14 protein-coding genes are annotated in these 20,974 nt (G+C 68.3%); 7 read left to right on the top strand and 7 right to left on the bottom strand.

Annotated elements, in window-relative coordinates:
- Window positions 1-64: 64 nt before the first annotated feature.
- On the top strand, window positions 65-1,252 hold the full coding sequence (locus F0U63_RS19605) for a DUF2403 domain-containing lipoprotein (RefSeq protein ID WP_395847458.1): 1,188 nt from the start codon (window positions 65-67) through the stop codon (window positions 1,250-1,252).
- A gap of 26 nt (window positions 1,253-1,278) precedes the next feature.
- Here the strand turns inward: F0U63_RS19605 and F0U63_RS19600 are convergent, their stop codons facing one another.
- Entirely contained in the window at window positions 1,279-1,749 is a 471-nt protein-coding gene (locus tag F0U63_RS19600) for an NUDIX hydrolase (RefSeq protein WP_395847457.1), read from the bottom strand.
- On the bottom strand, window positions 1,746-3,272 hold the full coding sequence (locus F0U63_RS19595; RefSeq protein ID WP_395848384.1) for a DUF2380 domain-containing protein: 1,527 nt from the start codon (window positions 3,270-3,272) through the stop codon (window positions 1,746-1,748). The genes F0U63_RS19600 and F0U63_RS19595 overlap by 4 nt, the downstream gene beginning before the upstream one ends.
- A gap of 177 nt (window positions 3,273-3,449) precedes the next feature.
- Between F0U63_RS19595 and F0U63_RS19590 the strand changes: the two genes are divergently transcribed.
- Window positions 3,450-4,292, top strand: a complete 843-nt coding sequence (locus F0U63_RS19590; RefSeq protein WP_395847456.1) for a nucleotidyltransferase domain-containing protein — start codon at window positions 3,450-3,452, stop codon at window positions 4,290-4,292.
- On the opposite strand, the gene F0U63_RS19585 is transcribed toward F0U63_RS19590, so the two are convergent.
- The 3 genes from F0U63_RS19585 to F0U63_RS19575 form a co-directional block, all read right to left on the bottom strand.
- Complete coding sequence (locus tag F0U63_RS19585) at window positions 4,285-5,388, bottom strand: mannosyltransferase family protein (protein WP_395847455.1); 1,104 nt, start codon at window positions 5,386-5,388, stop codon at window positions 4,285-4,287. The two genes, F0U63_RS19590 and F0U63_RS19585, sit on opposite strands and share 8 nt — an antisense overlap.
- Window positions 5,385-6,170 carry a DeoR/GlpR family DNA-binding transcription regulator gene (locus tag F0U63_RS19580; RefSeq protein ID WP_395847454.1) on the bottom strand — a complete coding sequence of 262 codons (786 nt, stop codon included), beginning with the start codon at window positions 6,168-6,170 and terminating at the stop codon, window positions 5,385-5,387. Before F0U63_RS19580 ends, F0U63_RS19585 begins: the two co-directional genes overlap by 4 nt.
- 172 nt (window positions 6,171-6,342) lie before the next feature.
- A complete protein-coding gene (locus F0U63_RS19575) occupies window positions 6,343-7,116 on the bottom strand; it encodes a transglycosylase SLT domain-containing protein (RefSeq protein ID WP_395847453.1) in 774 nt (257 codons plus the stop codon).
- 352 nt (window positions 7,117-7,468) lie between these two features.
- Between F0U63_RS19575 and F0U63_RS19570 the strand changes: the two genes are divergently transcribed.
- Complete coding sequence (locus F0U63_RS19570) at window positions 7,469-7,894, top strand: OsmC family protein (protein ID WP_395847452.1); 426 nt, start codon at window positions 7,469-7,471, stop codon at window positions 7,892-7,894.
- Between the two features lie 107 nt (window positions 7,895-8,001).
- Here the strand turns inward: F0U63_RS19570 and F0U63_RS19565 are convergent, their stop codons facing one another.
- Together F0U63_RS19565 and F0U63_RS19560 are read right to left on the bottom strand one after the other, a co-directional pair.
- A complete protein-coding gene (locus F0U63_RS19565) occupies window positions 8,002-8,979 on the bottom strand; it encodes an endo alpha-1,4 polygalactosaminidase (protein WP_395847451.1) in 978 nt (325 codons plus the stop codon).
- A 156-nt stretch (window positions 8,980-9,135) separates the two neighbouring features.
- Window positions 9,136-11,493, bottom strand: a complete 2,358-nt coding sequence (locus tag F0U63_RS19560; RefSeq protein ID WP_395847450.1) for an FG-GAP-like repeat-containing protein — start codon at window positions 11,491-11,493, stop codon at window positions 9,136-9,138.
- Window positions 11,494-11,864: 371 nt separating this feature from the next.
- On the opposite strand from F0U63_RS19560, the gene F0U63_RS19555 reads away from it, so the two are divergent.
- From F0U63_RS19555 to agmC, 4 genes are all read left to right on the top strand, one after another.
- Window positions 11,865-13,682, top strand: a complete 1,818-nt coding sequence (locus F0U63_RS19555) for a methyl-accepting chemotaxis protein (protein ID WP_395847449.1) — start codon at window positions 11,865-11,867, stop codon at window positions 13,680-13,682.
- Between the two features lie 102 nt (window positions 13,683-13,784).
- Complete coding sequence (locus tag F0U63_RS19550) at window positions 13,785-15,314, top strand: hypothetical protein (RefSeq protein WP_395847448.1); 1,530 nt, start codon at window positions 13,785-13,787, stop codon at window positions 15,312-15,314.
- A gap of 323 nt (window positions 15,315-15,637) precedes the next feature.
- The gene (locus F0U63_RS19545; protein WP_395847447.1) at window positions 15,638-17,485 is read left to right on the top strand and encodes an OmpA family protein; all 1,848 of its coding nucleotides are present in this window, start codon (window positions 15,638-15,640) and stop codon (window positions 17,483-17,485) included.
- Window positions 17,486-17,506: 21 nt separating this feature from the next.
- Window positions 17,507-20,932, top strand: a complete 3,426-nt coding sequence (agmC, locus tag F0U63_RS19540; protein WP_395847446.1) for an adventurous gliding motility protein AgmC — start codon at window positions 17,507-17,509, stop codon at window positions 20,930-20,932.
- Window positions 20,933-20,974 lie beyond the last annotated feature (42 nt).

The raw sequence follows: 20,974 nt of genomic DNA, 5'->3' as shown, positions 1-20,974 counted from the left end.
GGCAAAGAGATTCCTGTTATTTCTATTTTTTCAGATAAAGCCGTGAAACAAGAGGAGCCCTCTCATGAAGAATCCCTGGATGAAGCGCGGTCCCTGGCTCGCCCCCCTCGCCCTGTGCGTGCTGCTGGGGAGTGCCTGTGGAAATACCCAGACGTCGGAGGAACCGGGCCCAGGGCAGACCGGCACCGACCTCCCCTCCGAGGGCGGTGGCGGCGGCGACCAGCCCTTCCAGGCCTCGGACTGTGCCGCGGGCAATGCCGCCGCGCTCGAGGATCTCGGAGACGACCTTCCGGAGGGAACGGGCAAGCCGGTGACCACCATGAGCATCCTGAACGTGGGCGGCACGGGCTCGTACCAGCGCGTGACGAACATGTTGCCCGGCGTCTGGGGACAGCCCTGCCCCTCCAATGCCTGTCAGAAGGCGGAGACGCCCGTCAGCGGCCCGCTCGCGCCGTTCAACGAGGAGATGACGGTCAACTTCCGCGGCCCCATGGAGCTGTATGACATCGCGGTCTATCAGCCGGCCGCGAGTGCCTGGAACCGCGTGTCCTCCTGGAACCGCTGCGGCTCCACGAACCTCACCTTCTTCAACAACCTGGGAGGCGGCAACGTCAGCGGCGAGTGGACCGTGTGTGGAGGCAACAGCCAGAGCTACGCCTCCGCGGATGGGAAGAAGGCGGCCGTGGCGCCCACGCGCTTCAACGGCTCGCTCGCCAACCGGACCGAGCTGAACATCCTCTCCGACAAGGCCTGCGTGGGCACGGGCGACTCGAGCGAGTGCGGCTTCTACCGGGGAGTGACCCGCCATGGCTGGGGCGGCGCGAAGATCTTCGCCATCCGCGCCCGCATGCCGCGCTACACGGAGCCCAAGACCCAGTACTACGACGATGTGCCGGCCATCTGGATGCTCAACGCCCGCGTGGTGCGCACCGCCCAGTATGGTTGCAATTGCCGGGGCATGGGATCGCCCGGGGGCTGCGGAGAGCTCGACGTCGCCGAGGTGCTCCATGGCGAGAACCCGCTGTACGCCACGAGCACCATCTACTCGTTCGAGGGCGCCACCGGCAGCGGGCCGAACTACTTCCAGCGTCCGGTGAAGGAGAGCGCCACCTTCATCGTCATCTTCGACGCGAGCGGGAAGATCCAGATGCTGCGGCTCGCGGCGAATGCCTTCAACTTCGGTGACACCGTGCCCAACAGCACCGTGTCCGAGTGGCTCGCGCGCACGGGCCTCAAGATGTCCCTGCCGTGAACCAGGCCCCGGGTTGATGGGGAGGTTCAGACTTCCTCGTCAGGTAGGAGCGTGCGCAGCAGCTCGTCGTCGGGCCCGAGTGGGCGCCAGCCAGGAGGCGGAGGGGTGGCGCGAAGCGCTGCCCTCGCCTGCTTGACGCGTTCCTTGTGGGTTTCAGGGGTGTAGGCGGACCACGAGCCGAGCGCCAGGGCCACCTTGAAACGGTTGGCTTCGTCCATCACGGCCGGCCAACCGTCGGGGAGAGATTCCCACAGTTCGCGCACGAGCTGTCCGCGTACCAGACGAGTGAGCCGATGGCTCCGATCCGCCTCGTCAACGAGCACGCCAAACACCTGGGCCCCGGCGACCTCATCCTTGCCAAGCTCCTCGGCCAGAGCCACCAGCGAGGCGGTCGGACGCGCCTCGGCGAATGCGGTGAGCGAGTCGTAACCGCGCTCGCGGACCCGCTCATACAGGCGGACCCTCCAATTGCCCCGCCAAGCACGGCCGTCGGTCATTTTCCTCTCCACCTGGTGAAGCTCATCGGGAGGTTGTAGCGCTTCATATGAAACGCGACTGTTCGCAGGATCTCACTTCGCGTCAACATCTGGCCAGCTTCAGCCTCGGCCTCGTACAGCGCCTCCATGATCATCTGGTTCCATTCGCCGGGCCATTTGCGTCCGAGTTGCCAGTTGCCACCACCGTGAACCGCCTGATGGTTTGCCTGCTCCATTTTGACGCAGAACTGGTCGATGCTCATGTCACCGGTGAAGCCGCGCTTCTCGAACCACTCGCGGAACTCTCGTGGCAGGACGTGGTGCTCCGGGGACTCAGCCATGCCCGCCCCCACTCTGCCCGTCACCCGCATGCTCCGCACCTCGGGCCCATCGCCGAGCGCCTCGCGCACGCCCCTCGGAAGCTCATCGTCAGACTGCGCCATCATCACCTGGCCAGAATGAATCCGGACGGCGGCGTTGACGACGGGAAGAGAAATGACGCCCGCCTGAACCAGCCGACGCATCATCTCCACCCATTCGGCGGAGACGACCATCCGAGTGCCCATCATCACGCCGTTGGAACCCACCACGAGGCCCACGCCGAGCGTGGCCGGAGCAGTTGGTGGTAGCAGTCGAGGCAGAGCCATCTTCATCGCCGAGGCCGTGGTGAGCAGATCGATGAGTTCCTTCGCCCTCAGCACCTTCTCAAGCCGCTCCGCCGCCACGCGCACGGACTCACGAGTTGTAACGAACTCGCTCGTGAGGTGGCCTATGAGAGCGGGGAGGTCGGCCGTTAATGATTCGACCTGCGCTGGATCCAGGGAGGCAAGTGCCACCATCGTCGGCGCGAGCATCGTCTGCGAGCGGTCTATCTCCGAGAACAACTGCTCCACACTGTAATAGGGGCACTGCTGGAGCACGATGTCGGCGAGGTTGAGGAAGTCAAGCCATACGGTGAGCACGAGAGAGCCCAACATGGCGGACTGGATCCGTGGGCCGGAAAGGCGCAGGAGGCCAAGTTGCATTTCCGGGTCGCCTACTTCCGAAGCGGTGTTGGCCAATCTGGAGGCAATCGCGAGTTCGGAGTCAATCCATCGTAATTGCTGAACGCCATAATCGACCGAGGGGATGAACAGATCGGCGTGTCGGCCGGCGATGCCAGCACGGCTGGCCTTAAGTCTGGAAAGTTCGCCGGAGATGCGTCGGGTGGAACCGGCCACATCGCGAATGGCACCGAGAACCACGAGATGGTTCGCGATGGCGCTCGGCCGCGTAGACTCCGCTGCATCGCGAAGGACTGCACCCCCAACGACGCTTCCTGCCCGTGTCACGGCCTTGCGAGAGGTTTCGCGATGGAGCAACCGCTCGGAAGCATCAGGCTCAGGCAGAGCAGATGGTGGGAAGACGAGAACATGCGGAAGCACCTCGCTCGACCTCTCAGCCAATGCAGCTCCAGAGGCCTCGTGCGGCGTGTAGCGCAGGTTCATCCCCTGGCCGGGTGATGGCGCCAGCGACGCGCAACCGGTGGACAGCAGGGCCATCACGAGCAGCAACCGCGCTCTTCGTGCCCGCGACGAGTCAGCGTGCATTGTCCACCCCAATCTTTCGGAAACGAATGGTCTGCCCCGTTCTAGTCGCTCTCCCGTAGTCCGTGAACCAGTCCCCGGGTTGATCGCGATGTCTGGGTTCCGGCTGGCTCCGTTCGATGCCATCCTGCGAGAATGGAAGATCCCATTCTCGCCCGTGTGGTTGAGGCGCTCCGGCCCGTCCCAGGCATTGTCGCGCTCGTGCTCGGCGGCTCGCGCGGCCGGGGCACCGCTGGCCCTACTTCCGACTACGACATCGGCCTGTACTACGAGCCCGACGCGCCAATCGATGTCACGGCACTCCGGTCGGCCATTGCTCCACTCGTCGATGATCCCTCCTCGACGGTGACCCCGCTCGGCGAGTGGGGACCGTGGATCAACGGTGGGGGTTGGCTCACCATAACGGGCGTGAAGGTCGATCTCCTCTACCGCGACCTCGGACGCGTGCGCGAGGTCATCGCCGAGGGGCGGCAGGGCCGCTTCTCGATGAACTACCAGGTGGGCCACCCTCACGGCTTCTGCTCGGTCATCTGGATGGGCGAGGTCGCCACCTGTCAGCCGCTGCTCGATCCGCTCGGCCGCCTCGCGGAACTCAAGGCCCAGACCTGGCCATTTCCGGAGCCGCTGCGGGATGCACTGATCGCCCGCTTTGGCTGGGAGGTGGGCTTCGCCATCGGCAATGCCGAACTCGCGGCCAGGCGCTCCGAGCAGACGCACGTCGCGGGCTGCGCCTACCGGGCGCTGTGCTGCGTGGCCCAGGTGCTGTTCGCCTTGAACGGCCGCTACCTCATCAACGAGAAGGGCGCCGTCCCCGAAGCCGCGACCTACCCCCTCACGCTCGAGGGTCTCTCCAAGATGCAAGCCGAGATCTGGCGCGACATCGGCAACGCGGACCACGCGAGTGCACTGCGCCGGTTGCACGGCGTGTCCGACGCTCTCCGCGCGCTCGTCGAGCGCACGGGAACGAAGGCTAGTTGATGGGATAGGAGTGCACGAAGAAGTAGACGAGCATGCCCTGGAACAAGGCGCAGCCCAGGATGATCGGGTCGCGCAGCGCGGGACGGCGGGCGAGCCACGCGCCCAGGGGCAGGAAGGCGGGCCACACCGCGGCGCTGTAGCGCCCCAGGCCCACCAGTCCCACCGTCCACAGCACGAGCATCAACGGAAGCGCGAAGGCGGCCAGCACCCACCACTGGCGCCGCCGCAACAACAACAGGGCCCCCACCCCGGGGATGAACGACACCCCCACGTACAGGCCAACCTCCGGCGCCCACTTTCCGCGCAGCCAGTCCCCCAGCCCCGCCCAGGCTCCCCCCCACCCTTGCGCGCGCACCTTCCACCAGAGCTGGGGATCTCCGAAGGTCCGCCATAGATAGACGAAGTAGAGCGAGGTGATCAGCGGAGGCAGCAGCAGCGCGAGCACATCCCGGTGCAGCAGCGCCCGGACGCCCCCGCCCCGCGAGCGCAGCTGTTGGTAGAGCAGCGAGAAGCCCGCCAGCAGCGAGAGATGGCGCGCCAGTCCCGCCACCCCCAGCGTGAGCCCGGCCCACCCATGCCGGCCCCGCAGGCTCAGCGCCACCGCGAGCGCGGTGAGCAGCACCATCAACGACTCGGGATAGCCCGCGGAGTGGAAGAAGGCGAAGGGATAGGCCGTGAAGAGCAGCAGCGCGGTGCGCGCCTCCTCCTCGTCCGCGAGCTCGCGGAAGAGCTGGTGCAGCACCACGAGCGCCAGCAATCCAGCCACCTGCGCGATCCCCACTAGCGCCACCGGAAGGCTCAACCCCGTGAGCTCATGCACCAGCCGTCCGAGCAGCGGCAGGAGCGGAAAGAAGTTGGTGGCCTGGGCCCGCGTATAGCCCTCCTGGGCGATACCCACGTACCAGCCGCAGTCCCACCAGCAGAACGCCTCCAGGCCCGCGAGTCCGGGGTACTTGAAGGGCGGGCGATACAGCCGCGTCTCCAGCACGAGCGACACCCGCGCGAGCAGCCAGAGCGCCAGGCGGCTGAACACGAACAGACCCACGGGAAAGGCGACCCGGGCCCCCCACTCGCGCAGCCGGGTCCTCGCGCTCATGGCGTCATCACCCGGAGGTTGAGCTTGCGGAAGGGGGCCAGGGTGGACTCGGAGGCGGGAGCCTCGGTCACCAGCGCCGCCAGGGCTTGCACGGGCGCCACCACGAAGGGCGCGAGCGTCCCGAGCTTGTCGGCCGTCAGCACCGCCACCGTCTCGGCCGCGCCCTGGATCATCGCGCGCTTGACGGCTGCCTCCTCGGCGTGGAGCGCGGTGATGCCCGCCTCGGCGTGCAGCCCACACACGCCCAGCAGGAACAGATCGGCCCGCACCTGCCGCAGTGCCTCCACCGTCTCGGCGCCCACCAGCGTCAGGGCCTGCGGGTGCACCCGGCCGCCCACCAACCGGACCTCGAGCCCCGGATGCTCCGCCAGCGCGAGCGCCACCGGCGGACTCACCGTGACGACGGTGCCCCGAAGCTCCCGCGGCAGGCACCGCGCCACTTCCAGCATCGTCGTTCCCCCATCGAGGAAGAGCACCTGATCGGCGCGCACCAGCCCGGCGGCGATCCGCGCCAGGGCCTGCTTCTCGGATTGCTGTGCCTCGGCACGAGCCTTGTGGGTCAACGGCGCTTGCGCCCGGGGGAGCGCGCCACCATGCACGCGCCGCAGCAGGCCCGCCTCGTCCAGCTCACGCAAGTCCCGCCGGATCGTGTCCTCCGAAACCCGCAGGATTCCGCAGAGGTCGGCGGCGAAGACCCGGCCCTCGGTCGCGAGCCGCTCGAGGATGATGCGCCGCCGCTCCTCGGGCAGATGCGCGGTGGCAGAACTGTCTGGAGGCGGCATTCCCTTCCATCTTCCGTGCGGTTTGGCGCGTGATACCGCGGGCCCCTGCGGGACTCAAGCGGCGGAAGCGGAACGGGACGGGAGCGGAAAAAACACACGGCGTCTGGCTCGCTCCCCACGAACCAGACGCCGGCGGAGGGTGAAACCACCCTCGATAGAAACCCTTGGTGACTCAGTAGCCGACGTAGCCGCCGCCGCCGTTCATCGACTGCAGGCCGGGCACGTTGGACACCGAGCCGTAGCGGTCCACCGCGTAGCGCACGCCCGCGATGATGTTGTCCACCGGATCGCGGATGTTGTCGTGGCCGGGCAGCTTGTACGCATCGAACGTCGGCTGGATGGTCTGCATCAGGCCGATGGACGGCGTGCCCTTCTTCGCGTTGTCGTCCCACTGGTTGATGGCGTTCGGGTCGCCGCTCGACTCGTGCTGGATGATCTTGGCGATGTCCTCCGCCTTCATCTTGTCCGCGGGGATGCCCGCCGCGGCGAGCTTCTGCTGCGCCTCCTTGATCCAATCGCCCACCTGGCCCTTGGGCGCCTCACCCGCGCCCTGCGGACCGTTCGTACCCTGCGGACCGCCCACGCCTTCCGGACCGCCCGGACCCCCCTCCGGGTTCTGGATGAACGACTGCGGCTGCTGCCCACCCGCGGGCGGCTCCTCGCCAATCTCCGGCGCCTGCAACAGCTCGGTCAGCTGCTCCAGCGTCTGCACGAGCTGCTTGGCCGTCTCCAGCAACTGGTCCAGCCCTCCACCCTGCCCCGTCGGATCGCTGAAGCTCGAGGGGGTCGGCTCGGTGCTGAAGGCGTCCGAGAACAGATTCAGCAGCTCGTTGGTGTCCAGCTCCGGCAGGGTCTCCGTCGGCGTGGAGGAGAACGACGGGGTCTTGGGCAGCTCCAGTTCGGGGAGGCGGTACGACGGGCTGCGCGAGGAGATGGAGAAGGACATGGTCGAATCCCTTGGGGTAAGGAGCGCGGCTCGCCGCCGCCGTGATGCCCCGACCCAAAGCAGGCTCCGTGCCAGCCACTCCCCGGCCCCTGAGGGCCTCGTATCCCCCTGATCTTCTTGGAGCGTGACTCCTGGAAGGTGAATCCCGGGGGAGAAAGCAGAGAATCCAGGGCTCGGTTCCTGGTGACTGTTGTCACCGGTGCTGACGGTTGTCACCAGATCGCCTCTCACCCGGTACCAGGCGGGCGTTCGTTGGAGGGGTTGCCCCTTGCCGGAGTGACCACCGGTTCACATGAGTTCACTCCGAGCAGTGAATCCACGCAGCCCTCTCACCCATTAGGAGACGAGCGACATGGGAATCAGCAAAGGCAGCGCGCAGTGGAACGGGGGTCTCAAGGACGGCCAGGGGGTGATGAAGCCCGCCCACGCCCCGGAGGCCCCCTTCTCGCTGGGGACCCGCTTCGAGGGAAAACAAGGGAGCAATCCCGAGGAGCTCATTGGCGCGGCGCTCTCGGGATGCTTCTCCATGGCCCTGTCGCTCGGCCTGGAGACCGCCGGCCTCAAGCCCACGAGCATCAAGACGTCCGCGGACGTGCAGCTCGACAAGCAAGGCGCTGGCTTCGCCATCACCACCATCGCGCTCACCACCGAGGCCATCGTGCCCGGCGCGAGTGATGAGCAATTCCAGAAGATCGCCGAGGAGACGAAGAAGGGCTGCCCGGTATCCAAGGCACTCGCCGGGACGAACATCACGCTCAAGGCGTCGCTCGCCCGCTGAGCGCCGCCTCGGGCCCTCGCTTCATGCACTCCGGTGACGGGCGTTGCCACCGGAGTGGCCGGGCACGGCGGCGCGCGAAGGCGCCACCGTGTCCAGCCCCAAGCGGACTACCAGCAGGTGATGCCCACGTTGTTGTAGCGCACGTTCGAGGTCTTGAAGACCAGGGTCCGCATGTCCCCCGAGGCGAAGTTGCTCTCGCCGCAGGCGCAGGTGTAGGTCGATGCCGTCGTGCACGACGTCCAGTTCATGGTGTCGCCACCCCCGTCCACGCGGTACTCGGCGTTGAAGACCGCCTTGTTCTGGGCCACGAACGAGGTCTTGTAGACGCCACACTCCCGGTACCTCTGGCACTCCTCGTTGATGGCGAAGTCGAAGTACGGGACGAGATCGGAGACCTGATCGACGTCGTTCTTGAGCGCGATGCCCAGGCAGTTGGCATGGGCCGTGTCGGCGAGCCAGCGGTTGTAGGCGATCTGATCCGCATACGTGAGGCCCCAGCAGGCCTGGTCGGTGCACGAGATCTCATCGTTGTGCGCGTAGCCGTCGATGTTGTCCGGCTCGACCGCGTCACACCCCTTGGTCTTCGCCAGTTGAATGCGCGCCGTCATCACGTCGCGCACCGCCTGCTTGCGGTGATCCAACCACCACTCGCAGCTGTCGCTGCTGTCACACCAGTCGCCCATGATGTGGATGGACTCGTTACAGTCCTCGCCGGGGCTGCAATAGGTGTCCTGCGGGAAGTCATCGGCATCATCCCGCCAGTTCTCGAAGGAGCCGGCGCTGAAATAGCAGACCACCTTCTTGCCGGCGTTCTTGTACGCCTGGATCGTCGTGCTCGTGGTCTCATAGAGATCCACGACGTAGACCTGGGCGTTGAGATTCGTGGGCAGCGAGCTGTTCTCGAGGTCCCAGATCCAGGTGGAGCCCCTGGGGAAGCTCGGGATGGTGCACGCCGCGCCTTCCGCCGTGCTCACGGCCGTGTCACCGCTCCCCGCCCCCTCCCAGGCCTCGTCCCCCTCCAGGGGCTGGCACGCGGACATGAGCAGCGCGGAACAGGAAATCAGACAGGTCAGCCGCTTCGACATTGCGTCTCCCTTCATGCGTCGGTGTTGGACTTCGCCGCGCATAAGCCACGCCGAGCCGCTCGCCGCAACTGACAAATGTGGAGTTCGCGAAAATGTCGAATAACAAGAAAATTGGCGAAACCCGCCGGTGCTCCCGGCGGGTTCCCTCTCCTTTTCTTAGAGGGAGAGATCGATGCTCACGCGGATTCCGAAGTCACACGAGGCCGTGTTGCCAGACGCATCCTTCGCGGTGCAGGTGACCTTCGTCAGGCCGGGCAGGAAGATGGTGCCGGGGGGAATCGAGCAGGTGACGGGCGCCGGGCCGCAGGCATCCCGGGACGAGACGGCGTAGTGAAGGGAGACACCGATCTCGCCGAGGCGGATCTTCGCTTCCAGCGCGAGGGGGCAGGAGATGGACGGAGGCGTGTCATCCACCACGGTGACCGAGCCCACGCACTGAGCGCTCGCCGCGCCATCCGAGGCGATCAACGTGACGGCGTGGCGGCCCGGGCCGAAGGACGCATCGGGCGACTGGGACACGGAGAGCGGAGCCGGGCCGTGGTCCGGATCATGGCTGCCAGCGTCCACGCTGGCGCGGGCCCGGCAGGAGGCATCGGCGCTGACGGTGACATCGCGGCAGAGCGCCACCGGGGGCTGATTGCTCGGAGGCAACTGGCAGGCGAGCTCCACCGAGGTGGAGGTGGTGTTGTTGCTCTCGACGCACTCGGTGTCGCGACCCGTGCCCTGGCCGTCATCGTCCGCGATGGCCGAGAAGCTCACCGGGCCGTTGGGGGGGGCGGACACGGAGAGCGTCGCGAGCGCGCTGGTGCCCACGGGCAGTGCCTCGGCCACGGAGGCCACGCCGAGCAACGTGCCGCCCGAGGAGGGCTCCGCGTCGAAGAACGCCACCTTCACGCCCGCGGCCACCGGGGCCTCGCCCTGGTTGAGCACGCGTGCGCGGAGCACGACCTGGCCCTCGCCCTCACACGTGGCGGACAGCTCGGACACGACGAGGTCCGCGGCGGCGTAGGGGCTGGGACCCTCGCCGAAGTGGTTGGCGACGTTGGCGTGGAAGGTGTTGAGCCGCGGGTGGAGCCAGTGGCTCGTCGCGGCCGCCGGGATGGAGCCATCGTCGAGGACGTTCGTCACCGAGTAGGCATGCTGGTTCCACAGGCTCCGGGTGCCCGCCCACCCCTGCCGCCCCTGGAACACGCGAAGGCCGTGGGTGCCCGGGTAGGCATGATCGTTGGAGACCACCACGAGCTCCGCGGCAGGATCTCCATCCACGTTCGCGACGACGGGGTTCTCGTGCGTGGTGCCCGAGCTGTTGGGAATCTCCCAGCGCACGGCACCGGTGGCGGCGTCCAGGATGCGCAGCTTCAGCTCGTCGGTGACAACGACCTCGAGCTCGCCGTCATCCTCGAAGTCGAAGGTGGTGGAGCCCACCTTGCCGGAGCTGAGATCCTGGATGGGGGTGGACCACTTCACGGAGCCGTCGGACGCGAGGACCGAGTACGCCCGCTCTCCGGACAGGCCGATCTCCAGCGCCCCATCTCCGTCGAAGTCCGCGAGGTTGGGCGAGCCTCCATGGCCACCGCCGGGAACGTCGACGCTCCAGCGCAACGAGCAGTCGTCGTCGAGCAGGCTCACCCTGCCACGGCCCGCCACGACGATCTCTCCGGCCGGGTCCTCGTCGAAGTTGGCCACGGCGGCGAAGCCATGGGGAATCTCCGTGTTGACGCACAGCACGGTGCCATCGTGGCGGTAGATGGCGCGGTCATTGACCACCTCCTGCTGGCCGTCCTGATCGATGTCCGCCGCGAAGGAGACGGGGCCCGTGTACTGGGCACCGCCCATGCCGTCGGAGCCCACCCACTTCAGCGTGCCGGTGTGATCATAGACGCGGTTGCCGTCGAGGATCTCCACGAAGCCATCGCCGTCCAGGTCCGCCAGCGAGGGGCCTCCCCATTCGTTGTAGTCATTGGCGGCGAGGGCCGAGCGGAACTTGAAGGTGCCATCGTTCTCGAAGCAGATGATGCCGCGGCCGTCCTGGGGAATGGCGCAGATCTCCACCAGGCCATCCTCGTCGAGATCTCCGGCGGCGAGGCTGGCGGCGGGCTTCACCCGGGCCGCCGGATCCGTCACGGCCCACAGGTCATGCCCATCCTCGCCGCTGACGGCCCGCAGCACGCCATCCGTCTGGTACGTGCCTCCCGCGAAGGTGCTGAAGACGATGTCCGAGACACCATCCGCGTTCACGTCCACCACCACGGGCGTCATCATCACCTGGTGGTGCTCGGGCATCACCGCGCTGCCCGTCCACGCCCACTTCAGCTCCGGTTCGAGGACGCCCGGCGGCGGCGGCCGCACCTCGCAGCGCTCCGCCAGGGGACGTGCCCTGAGCGTCATCTCCTCCTCCGGGGCCCGCGTGGTGCCACACCCCGTCGCGGACAACATCCCCAGCACGGCGAACATCCGCCCGTACAACGGCCCACTCCCTGCCACATGACGATGGATACCGCTTCGCGTCTTCATGCCGTGTCTCCTCCCCGCACTGGCCAGACCGGGCCAGGGCCCCCCGAGCGCCACGCCTGCCGGGTGAGCAGTCCTGGTTCAATTGGAGCAAAGCACTGGAATTGGATCTCCGTGCCGCGGGTGTGTCCCGTGCCACACCCGGAGGCTGCCTGCTTGGGCTCGGCCGCGGGCAACCATCCCATATGCTGGACGGTCGATGACAGGAGACACGAGGGAACCGCCCAGGCGAGTCCGCGGTCACGCTTCCCTGGCCGTCGACTGAACAAACCCGGCCGTTCCGGCGAGCCAACTTCCTCCGGGTGCGCTCTTCCTGGTAGACATGACTTCTCGCGCCATATGTCCGGCCGGAAAAACCCATGGAGCGCCGGTTGATGCAGACAGCAGACGCCTCACCCCAACAAGTCTTCCGTCAACTCAATCAGCTCTCCCTGCGCACCGTGACGGCCCACGCCGTGCCCATCGTGTATCTGATCATGGTGATCATGGGCTTCTCGGGGCAGGAGGTGCTCGGGACGCTGTTCCTCATCGCCCCCGCGCTGGTGCTGATCGGCGCCGCGGGGCCGTACCTGGCCCTCAGTTGGCTGGTGTCACGCACCCTGCGCGAGGCCCAGGTGTCCGAGCCCCCGGGGGCCCGGCTCCAGCGCATCCTCCGCCTGCCTCAGATGTACGAGGGCTGTATCATCGCGCTGAGCGCGCTCGGCACGGCCGTCTATGGCGCCGTCCCGACGCTCTACTACCCGGGCAAGAACCCGTGGACCATCGCCTGGGCCATCGTCACCGTCGTGCTGCTGTGTCTGCTCAGCGGCATCCACCGGCGCTTGATGTTCGAGCAGGTCCTGCGCCCCCATGCCATCCAGGAGTTCCAACGCCACCCGGAGCTGGACCTGGGAGGCGCCGGGTTCTCCTGGCCGCGCTACCGCTGGTACCTGCCCTACGCCTTCGGCCTGTTCATCCTCTGCGCGCTGGTGGTGAGCTTCACGGTGCTCGGCCAGCAGGCCCGCCCCATCTATGAACAGATGCTGGAGCAGGTGGACGCCGCGCCCCGGGGCCAGGCCTCGCCGCTCCTGCGGGCGGCCGTGAGCCAGGTGCTCGATGCCTCCACCCTCCCGCTGCTCCTGCTCAACGGCTACCTGCTGGTGGTGGCCACGCTCTCCGCCCTGAGCCTCGCCCGGCATCTGTCGGAGGGCGCGCGCAGCGTGCAGGTCTCCATGGAGGCGCTGGCCGCGGGCGCGCCCGTCCTGCCCCAGTGGGCCTCCACCGACGAGATCGGCGACCTGGCCGCCGCCACCGCCCGCGCCTTCGCCAAGCTGCGCGACTTCTCCCTGTCCCTGCGTGACTCCGCGGGCTCGCTCAAGAACAGCGCCGATCAGCTCGGCATGTCCACCACCAAGCAGACCGAGGTGCTCACCCTCCAGGCCTCCGCGCTCCAGGAGACCCAGGTCACCGCCCAGGAGATCAAGGAGACGTCCGCCATGGCCACCCAGAAGGCGGAGAACGTGCTGCGCCAGACCGAGCGGGCCAATGAGATCAGCCAGGTGGGTGAGAAGGCCATCCAACGCACCCTGGATGGACTCAAGGCGATCCAGGGCCAGGTGAACGAGATGGCCTCGCGCATCCGCGCGCTCGATGAACGCGCCCGGCAGATCGGCCGCATCACCGAGAGCGTGAAGGGCCTGGCGGACCGCTCCAACATGCTCGCCCTCAACGCCGCCATCGAGGCGGTGCGCTCGGGCGAGCACGGCAAGGGCTTTGGCGTGGTGGCGCGGGAGATCCGCTCGCTGGCGGATCAATCCATCAAGGCCACCCACAACGTGAGCGTCATCCTCGAGGACATCTCCGAGGCCATCCGCAGCACCGCGGCCATCACCGAGGAGGGCTCGGCGAAGGTGGGCAACAGCCTGGGGGAGATCCGCGAGTTCGGCGAGACGCTCCAGCAGTTGTCCAACATCGTCCGGGACAACGCGCAGTCCGTGCGGCAGATCACCACGGCGGTCAATCAGCAGGGCACGGGCATCACGCAGATCTTCCAGGCGGTGAGCGATCTGTCGACGATGATGGACCAGACCATGTCCCAGCTGAACAACTCCATGAGCGCGGTGGACCTCGTCCGGGACGTGTCGCACCAGGTGTCCAACTTCCTCGGCAACTACGGCTGGCAGGGGAAGGAGAAGAACCCGGAGTCGCACTGAGGCCCCCCGCGCGCGGGCTCCAGGCGGGCGGACGCCAGGGGCCCCTCCGTGGCCAAATGTCTTTCGTGTTAAGAATTGAGCCCAACTCCAGGGGCGAAAGACATGTCCTCCACAGCCGATCGGCTCATTGAAACGCTGAGAGCGGAAATCGCCGCTCTTGGTCAGCAGGGGGGAGTCGTCACGCCCTCCGTCTACGACACGGCGCAGGTGCTGCGGTACACCCCGCCCGACAATCCCCAACCCGCCATTGACTGGCTGATGGCGCAGCAGCATGCGGACGGAGGCTGGGGACCCGAGGTCATGCCCCTGGCCCGGCACGTCCCCACGCTCGCCTCCGTCCTGGCGCTGCTGGTGTCCAACGACGCGCCGGGCAGCCATGACGCGGCGGCGCGCGGACTCGACTTCCTGCGCCGCTCCGCGGATCTCTGGTCCTTCGAGCAGGCGCTGCCGGATGACATCCCGGTCGCCGCGGAGCTCGTCCTGCCCCGGCTGCTGGAGGACGCGGCCGCGCTGGGGCTCGATCTGCCCCAGCAACCCTTCCGGCTGCTGCGCACGCTGGGCGAGCGGCGGCGCGGGTTGATCGCCCGGGTGAAGATTCGCGCGGGCACCACGCCCGTGCATGGCTGGGAGGCGTGGGGCACCCAGGCGGACTCCTCGGTGATCGACGCCACGCAAGGCGTGGGCAACAGCCCCGCGGCGACCGCGCTCTGGCTGAACCGGCGCCGGGCGGCCACCCCGGGAGCACCGGAGCTTCGGGGCGTGGAGGAGTTCCTGGCGGGGGCCTCGGCGGCGACCCGGACGGGCATTCCGGGCGTCGTGCCCACCGTCTGGCCCATTCCCACCTTCGAGCGTCCCTGGGGCCTGCTCGCCCTGCTCTCCTCGGGCCTGCTGTCCCACCCGGCCCTCCAGGACGTCATCCGTCCCCAGTTGGAGGCCCTGCACCGGGCGCTCAAGCCCGAGGGCATGGGCATGAGCGACAACTTCGACGTCGACGGGGACACCACCACGACGACCGTCGCCCTGCTGGCCAACGCGGGCCACGAGGTGGATGGCCGCATCCTGGAGCGCTACCAGCGCGAGGGGTTGTTCATCACCTACTCGCACGAGATGCAGCCCTCGCTGACCACGACGGCGCATGGCGTGCTGGCCCTGGCGATGCTCGGCCAGGACGCCTCCCAGCCCCTGCGCTTCCTGCTGGAGAAGCGTGGACACAACGGGGTGTGGGTGGGCGACAAGTGGCACTGCTCCTGGCTGTACGCCACCTCGCAGGTGATGGGGGCCCTGGCCCAGGCGGGCGCGGCGGCGGAGCTGCGCGCGAGCGCGGAGGCGATGATCGCCCTGCAGCGCGACGACGGAGGCTGGGGCGTGGGCACGGCCTCCAGCGCGTCGGAGACGGCCTTCGCCGTGCATGCGATGTATGGGCTGCGCGCGGCGCCGGGCGCTTGTGGCGCGGCGGTGCGGCGCGCGCTGCGCAAGGCCGCCGCGTGGCTCACCGCCTGGGACTCCGCTCCTCGCGCCGCCGAGACGCTGTGGATCGGCAAGGAGCTGTACGGCCCCGTCCGGGTGGATCGCGTCTTCGTGCTCACCGCCCGGCTGGCGCTGGAGCTCGAGCGCGAGCTGCTCGCGCGCTGAAGCACCCCGGGGGTGTGGCGGAATGACCCAGCTCGCTCCCACCGGGAGTGAAGGCAGCGGGCGCCCCGCGCGCTCGCGTCTCCTCCGTGAGCCTCGAGCACCGCTCGTGGGAGATGGACACCGTCCTGTCTGAAGAACGACTTGGCATGCTCCGTGCTTTGAGGGTTCCCTGGACACTCGGAGCGATCTCGGGTCTGAATGCGCCGCCTACATCACAGCAGCCAGACGGACGGGTCTTCTCACCCATGTCCTCCACCTCGGGTGGAGGGGCACGGGGGGAGCGGTTGGAAGGGGACCCCGCGGGAATCCGACATGGAGAACTCATGAGCCACACCCACTCGGCGGGCCCCAGGCGCCTGTCGCTTTTCGCCACACTGATGCTCGCCGCCACATCGCTCGCCGGTTCGGACGCGCTCGCCCAGCCCACGGGCCTGGGCCGCTTCGAGCTGGAGCGCCTCGTGCTCAATCCCAACGGCCAGGGCTCGCTCACCGTGGGAACGGGCGAGCTGCTCCCCCAGGGGGGCTACCGGCTGTCGCTGCTGGGGCACTACGAGAACGATCCCCTGGTGATGTACCGGGACGGCAACCGGCTGGGCTCGGTGGTGCGCGACCGCGTCACCGCGCACCTGCTGGCGGCCTGGTCGCCCCTGCGGTGGCTGGAGCTGGGCGCGCAGCTGCCCGTGGTGGCGTGGCAGAAGGGGGATGACCTCTCCGGGCAGGGCGTGGGCGCACCGGCGCGCACGGGCCTGGGCACGCCCACGGTGTACGCGCGGCTGGGACTGCTCGCGCAGCAGCGCGAGGCGCCGTTGGATCTGGCGCTCGAGCTGGGCGTGGGCCTGCCCGTGGGCAGCGTGGACACGCTGTCGCGGGACGGGAGCGTGCGCCTCGAGCCCAAGCTGATGCTGGGCCGGCGCTTTGGCGGACTGCGCGCGGGCGTGGAGGGCAGCGTGCTGGTGCGGCCCTCCGTCATGGTGGGCGGCGAGGAGGTGGAGGACGTGCTGGGCAGCGAGGTGCGCCTGGGCGCGGCGGTGTCCACGACGGGACCGGGGCTGCGCGGAGAACTCAACCTGCGCGGCGTGCTCCCGCTCGGCGGCCAGCCACAGTCCATGGAGCTGCTGGCCGGTCTGCGGCTGCCCCTGAGCGAGCGCGTCGAGGCGTATGCCCTGGGCGGTCCCGGCTTTGGTGACACGCTCGGCACGCCCACCTTCCGCGTGCTCTTGGGCGTGGCGCTGGTCGATGGGAAGCCACGCGACTCCGACAAGGACGGCGTCGTGGACAGCCTGGACAGGTGCCCCACCGAGGCGGGCCCGGCCGAGCGCAGGGGCTGCCCGAGGCCTGACGCGGACGGGGACGGCCTCAGGGACGACGAGGACTCCTGCCCTGCTGAGGCGGGTCCGGCCGAGAACCAGGGCTGCCCGGTGCGCGACGTCGACGCCGACAAGGACGGCATCGAGGACGGCCAGGACGAGTGCCCCAACGAGGCGGGTCCGGCCGAGCAGCGAGGCTGTCCGGTGCGCGATACCGACAAGGACGGCATCGAGGACGACAAGGACGAGTGCCCCAACGAGCCGGGCCCGGCCGAGCGCCGGGGCTGCCCGGTGCGTGACTCGGATGGGGATGGCTTCGTGGACGAGCGGGATGCGTGCCCCTCGCAGCCAGGACTGAAGGAGCTGCGCGGCTGCCCGGCGAAGGACAGCGACAACGACGGCGTGGCGGACCACCTGGACAACTGCCCCACCGAGGCGGGTGTTGCCGACAACCAGGGCTGCCCGGCGAAGCAGAAGCAGATGGTGGCCATCCAGAAGGGCAAGCTGGAGATCAAGGAGCAGGTGTTCTTCGCCACGGGCAAGGCGGTCATCCAGCCGCGCTCCTTCAAGATGCTGGATCAGGTGGCCAAGGTGCTGCGCGAGCACCCCGAGGTGGACCGGATGATCATCGAGGGCCACACGGACAACCGGGGCAAGGCGGAGGCCAACCGCAAGCTGTCCCAGGCCCGGGCCGAGTCGGTGAAGAAGTACCTGGTGATCGAGGGCGTGGAGGAGTCGCGCCTGGAGGCCAAGGGCTTCGGTCCCGATCAGCCCATCGCGTCCAACAATACGGAGAAGGGCCGCGCGGCCAACCGCCGCGTGGAATTCATCATCACCACCGCCGAGCGCGAGCAGCAGCAGTAGCCGGAGAGGAATTCGAAGATCATGAACACTCCAATCATCAAGAAGTGGCTCGCGGCGGTCCTCTGCCTGCTGGCCCTCGGCTCGACGGCGACGCTCGCCGCGCCGGATACGTTCTACCTGGGCGATGGACACAACGGGCCGCTGACGGTGAGCAGCAGCACCACGGTCAACACCTATGCCCAGGTGACCGCCAATGTTGCGGCCAATGCCACCAGCATCCCGGTGGGCACCCCCGTGGGAGCCGCCACGAGCATCCCGGCGGGCAGTCTGATCATGGTCCACCAGACGACCGGAATCAGCCCCACTCCCACCTCGGGAGACACCACCCCCATCAACCTCGATGGCACACCGGTGGGAACCTGGGAGCTGGCGCGGGTGGCCTCGGTCTCGGGCTCGACCTTGACCCTGAGCGCGCCGCTCGTGCGCGGATACACGGCCCTGGTGACCCAGGTCATCGTGGTTCCGGAGTACACCACAGTGACGGTCAGCACGGGTGCCAGCATCGTCTCACATCCCTGGGATGGGAATGTTGGAGGGGTCGTGGCCTTCCTGGTCCAGGGAACCCTCTCCCATGAGGGAGAGATCAGAGCGAACGAGCAGGGCTTCCGGGGAGGCGCGTTCCTCGTCGATACCTCCGGCACGACCGCGTGCACGGAACTGGAGCGAGTCGGTCCTTCGGGCGCGCGTAAGGGAGAGGGGATCGCAAACACGCGCTATGGAGCGGGAAATACCGGCCGTGGCAACGTCGCCAATGGCGGCGGTGGCGGAGTCTGCGTGCGCTCGGGTGGTGGCGGTGGTGGTGGTGCGGGAGCAGGTGGCCTGGGTGGTAATTCCGCTGACGGCAGTCGGCCCTACGGCGGCTTGGGTGGCGCGGCATTGTCCTCCACGTCGCTCACCCGCCTCACGTTTGGTGGTGGCGGTGGCGCGGGACATGGCCAGACGACGGCGGGTCAGCCGGCGGGAAATGGAGGAGGCATCGTCTTCGTCCGGGCCGGGCAACTCGACGGAACAGGTGTTTTCGACGCCTCCGGTGCGACCCCCGAGCAGGCCGCCGAAGCCGGTGGTGGCGGCGGCGGCGGCGGCACCCTCTATCTGCGCGTCGCCAGGGCCGCCAGTTGCGGCTCCCTGAATGCGTTTGGTGGCGCCGGAGGTCGTACGACCCAAACGCAGCCTGGGCCTGGAGGAGGAGGCGGCGGCGGGTATGTCCTCTTTCAGTCCGCAGGGGGAAATTGCTATCCCGACGCGGACAGCGTTGTCGGCGCCAACCCGGGTTCCCGGAGAACGGGTACGACTACTGACGCGAAGCCAGGCGGCAATGGCCGCTTTGAGGTGTTGCCGGGCGGATACGTACCGGTAGTCCCCGTGATCCAGACGCCAGCCCCTGGTGCGGCGCTTAACACCTCCCCGACGGCTATCTCCGGCACGGCAGAGGCCAACAGCACCCTGACGCTGGTGCTCACCACAGGCACGACGAGCACGACATACACCGTGCCGGTGGATGCCTCAGGCAACTGGAGCCTCAACGCCCCCACGCTTCCCACACTGCCGGATGGCTCCTACAGCGTCACGGTGACGACGACGAACACGGCGGGCGATACCAGCCCCCCGGCCACGAGCACCTTCACCGTGGACACCACCGCCCCCGCGGCCCCGGTCATCGTCACACCGCCCAATGGCGCGGTGCTTAACACCTCCCCGACAGCCATTTCGGGCACGGCGGAGGCCAACACCACCTTGTCTCTGGTGCTCACCACGGGCACGACGAGCACGACATACACCGTGCCGGTGGATGCCTCGGGCAACTGGAGCCTCAACTCCCCCACGCTTCCCACACTGCCGGATGGCTCCTACACCGTGACGGCGACGACTCGGGACGCCGCGGGCAACACCAGCCCTCCCTCCCTTCCGAGCACCTTCACCGTGGACACCGTGGCTCCCGCGGCCCCGGTCATCGTGACGCCGCCCAATGGCGCGCCGCTCGGTGCTTCCCCCACGGCCATCTCGGGCACGGCGGAGGCCAACACCACCCTGTCGCTGGTGCTCACCACGGGCACGACGAGCACGACGTACACCGTGCCGGTGGATGCCTCGGGCAACTGGAGCCTCAACTCCCCCACGCTTCCCACACTGCCGGATGGCTCCTACACCGTGACGGCGACGACCCGGGACGCCGCGGGCAACACCAGCCCTCCCTCCCTTCCGAGCACCTTCACCGTGGACACCGTGGCTCCCGCGGCCCCGGTCATCGTGACGCCGCGCAATGGAGCGGTGCTCAGTGCCTCTCCGGCGGCCATCTCGGGCACGGCGGAGGCCAACACCACCCTGTCGCTGGTGCTCACCACGGGCACGACGAGCACGACATACACCGTGCCGGTGGATGCCTCGGGCAACTGGAGCCTCACGGGCCCCACGCTTCCCACACTGGGTAATGGCTCCTACACCGCGACGGCGACGACCCGGGACGCCGCGGGCAACACCAGCCCTCCGTCCACCCCGAGTACCTTCAAGATCGACAACACGATCCCCGGAGCCCCGGTGATCGTGACGCCGCCCAATGGCGCGCTGCTCAATACCTCTTCAGTGACCATCACGGGCACGGCGGAGGCCGGCAGCAACCTGACGCTGGTGATCAACGGAACCTCGTATGGTCCGATCCCGGTGGACGCGGCGGGCCACTGGACCTTCACGCCTCCCACCCTGGCGGATGGCCCCTACAGCATCGAGGCGACGACCACGAACACGGCGGGCACGACCAGCCCCACGGCCACCAGCACCTTCACCGTGGACACCACCGCGCCTGACGCGCCCGTGGTGACGGGTCCCGCCAACGGCTCCACCGTGACGGACACCACGCCCGTCGTCACCGGTACCGCCGAGCCCAACACCACCGTCACCGTCGTCATCGATGGCGTGGTGGTGGGAACCGCCCCGGTGGATGGGAGCGGCCACTGGAGCTACACGCCGACCACCCCACTGACGCCCGGGCCGCACTCGGTGGTCGCCCGCGCTGAGGACAAGGCGGGCAACACCAGCCCCGACTCGTCCAGCAACACCTTCACCGTCGTTCCGGACACCAGCGCGCCCAAGACGAACATCATCTCGGGTCCCTCGAACACCACGCCCAACCGGAGTGCCACGTTCGAGTTCGACGCTGGCGAGCCGGGCGTGACGTACGAGTGCCGCCTGGATGGTGGCGAGTGGACGACCTGCACGTCGCCCGTCACCTACGACAACCTGCCTGACGGCCAGCACACCTTCGAGGTCCGTGCCCGTGACTCCGAGGGCAACGTGGAGTCGACTCCCGCCTCCTACACCTGGACCGTGCACGTGGGAGACGTCGACTTCCGCGGTGATGGTCTCGGCTGCTCGGCCTCCGGTGGGGACTCCTCGCTGGTGCTGATGGCGCTGGGCTCGGTCCTCGCGCTGGCTCGCCGCCGCCAGCGCTGAGCCACTCCCACACGTGAAGTGAGCCGGGCCCCCTTCCCTCCT

Source organism: Cystobacter fuscus, assembly GCF_044360685.1.
Taxonomy (GTDB): Bacteria; Myxococcota; Myxococcia; order Myxococcales; family Myxococcaceae; genus Cystobacter; species Cystobacter fuscus_C.
This window is presented reverse-complemented; position numbering and strand designations above follow the sequence as displayed.

Bases quoted from the DNA above. Each gene is read 5' to 3' on its own strand.
- F0U63_RS19545 (WP_395847447.1), top strand. From the start codon at position 15,638: ATGAGCCACACCCACTCGGCGGGCCCCAGGCGCCTGTCGCTTTTCGCC.
- F0U63_RS19555 (WP_395847449.1), top strand. From the start codon at position 11,865: ATGCAGACAGCAGACGCCTCACCCCAACAAGTCTTCCGTCAACTCAAT.
- F0U63_RS19570 (WP_395847452.1), top strand. From the start codon at position 7,469: ATGGGAATCAGCAAAGGCAGCGCGCAGTGGAACGGGGGTCTCAAGGAC.
- F0U63_RS19580 (WP_395847454.1), bottom strand. From the start codon at position 6,170: ATGCCGCCTCCAGACAGTTCTGCCACCGCGCATCTGCCCGAGGAGCGG.
- F0U63_RS19565 (WP_395847451.1), bottom strand. From the start codon at position 8,979: ATGTCGAAGCGGCTGACCTGTCTGATTTCCTGTTCCGCGCTGCTCATG.
- F0U63_RS19605 (WP_395847458.1), top strand. From the start codon at position 65: ATGAAGAATCCCTGGATGAAGCGCGGTCCCTGGCTCGCCCCCCTCGCC.
- F0U63_RS19550 (WP_395847448.1), top strand. From the start codon at position 13,785: ATGTCCTCCACAGCCGATCGGCTCATTGAAACGCTGAGAGCGGAAATC.
- F0U63_RS19575 (WP_395847453.1), bottom strand. From the start codon at position 7,116: ATGTCCTTCTCCATCTCCTCGCGCAGCCCGTCGTACCGCCTCCCCGAA.
- F0U63_RS19585 (WP_395847455.1), bottom strand. From the start codon at position 5,388: ATGAGCGCGAGGACCCGGCTGCGCGAGTGGGGGGCCCGGGTCGCCTTT.
- F0U63_RS19600 (WP_395847457.1), bottom strand. From the start codon at position 1,749: ATGACCGACGGCCGTGCTTGGCGGGGCAATTGGAGGGTCCGCCTGTAT.
- agmC (WP_395847446.1), top strand. From the start codon at position 17,507: ATGAACACTCCAATCATCAAGAAGTGGCTCGCGGCGGTCCTCTGCCTG.
- F0U63_RS19590 (WP_395847456.1), top strand. From the start codon at position 3,450: ATGGAAGATCCCATTCTCGCCCGTGTGGTTGAGGCGCTCCGGCCCGTC.
- F0U63_RS19560 (WP_395847450.1), bottom strand. From the start codon at position 11,493: ATGAAGACGCGAAGCGGTATCCATCGTCATGTGGCAGGGAGTGGGCCG.